The 1,063-nt window shown below is 44.9% G+C and carries 2 protein-coding genes; one reads left to right on the forward strand and one right to left on the reverse strand.

The features are described 5' to 3' along the window. The first annotated feature begins 136 nt into the window (after window positions 1-136). The gene (locus A3761_RS21530) at window positions 137-517 is read left to right on the forward strand and encodes a YbaN family protein (RefSeq protein WP_068554137.1); all 381 of its coding nucleotides are present in this window, start codon (window positions 137-139) and stop codon (window positions 515-517) included. On the opposite strand, the gene A3761_RS21535 is transcribed toward A3761_RS21530, so the two are convergent. Then, window positions 514-1,063 (reverse strand): argininosuccinate lyase (locus A3761_RS21535; RefSeq protein ID WP_255374956.1); only part of this gene is annotated, 550 nt, incomplete at its 5' end. The genes A3761_RS21530 and A3761_RS21535 overlap by 4 nt on opposite strands.

The raw sequence follows: 1,063 nt of genomic DNA on the forward strand, positions 1-1,063 counted from the left end.
AAAGACACATTATCCCGCGTTGGTAGAATAGTGTCTATGCGCTAATTTTTTACAAAAAATAGCCTCTATATTTATAGAAAGCTATTTAAAGGTCTACAATGGAAGAACCGTAAATGTATTTGTCAGGAAAGTAGTAATGAAAGGCAGCGTCAAAATACTTATTGCCTCCTTGGGGTGGCTCTGCGTCATCCTTGGCGTGATTGGTATTTTCTTGCCGATATTACCGACAACACCTTTCTTACTATTAGCTGCCTGGTTATTCACTCACTCATCGGAACGTTTTCACCGCTGGTTACACGAACACCCGAAGCTAGGCCCCATCATTTCAGTTTGGAAAAGCGGCGAAGGCCTGGACAAAAACATTCGAACCCGGATACTAATATGTATGTGGGGAAGCATGCTTTTATCCGCACTCATCATTGGCAAGTTATGGGCCGTCATTATGCTTAGCTGCATAGGTGCCGGCGTCACAACCTATATCTGTCGCCTGCCAATCAAGTCAGGCACGACAAGTTAACGTGCAGCTAGTTTTTCAAGAACTCTGTCAGCCGCAGCAGAAACCTGTGCAGGTGCCGTCCCGCCCAGGTGATTTCGTGCATTAACAGAGCCTTCAAGCGTCAGAACGTCAAATACATCTTCTTGAATCTGATCGCTAAACACCTGCAACTCTTCTAGTGTCATGTCTGAAAGGTCTTTTTCCTCAGCAACACCATATGCCACGGCTTTACCAACAATTTCATGCGCATCACGGAAAGCCACACCATTAACGACTAAATAATCAGCCAAGTCAGTCGCGGTTGAAAAGCCCCTACGTGCTGCTTCTCTCATATTTTCAGCCTTCACCTCAATCGCCGGAATCATATCAGCATAGGCCTTCAAACAACCTTTTAAGGTATCCAAGACATCAAATAATGGCTCTTTATCTTCCTGGTTATCTTTGTTGTATGCCAAAGGCTGAGACTTCATTAACATCAATAGAGAAATCATATGACCCGTTACCCGGCCCGACTTGCCTCGTACCAACTCTGGCACATCTGGATTCTTCTTCTGCGGCATGATAGAC

The organism is Oleiphilus sp. HI0123, from assembly GCF_001635315.1.

Coding starts and splice junctions, on each gene's coding strand:
- A3761_RS21530 (WP_068554137.1), top strand. CDS start 137: ATGAAAGGCAGCGTCAAAATACTTATTGCCTCCTTGGGGTGGCTCTGC.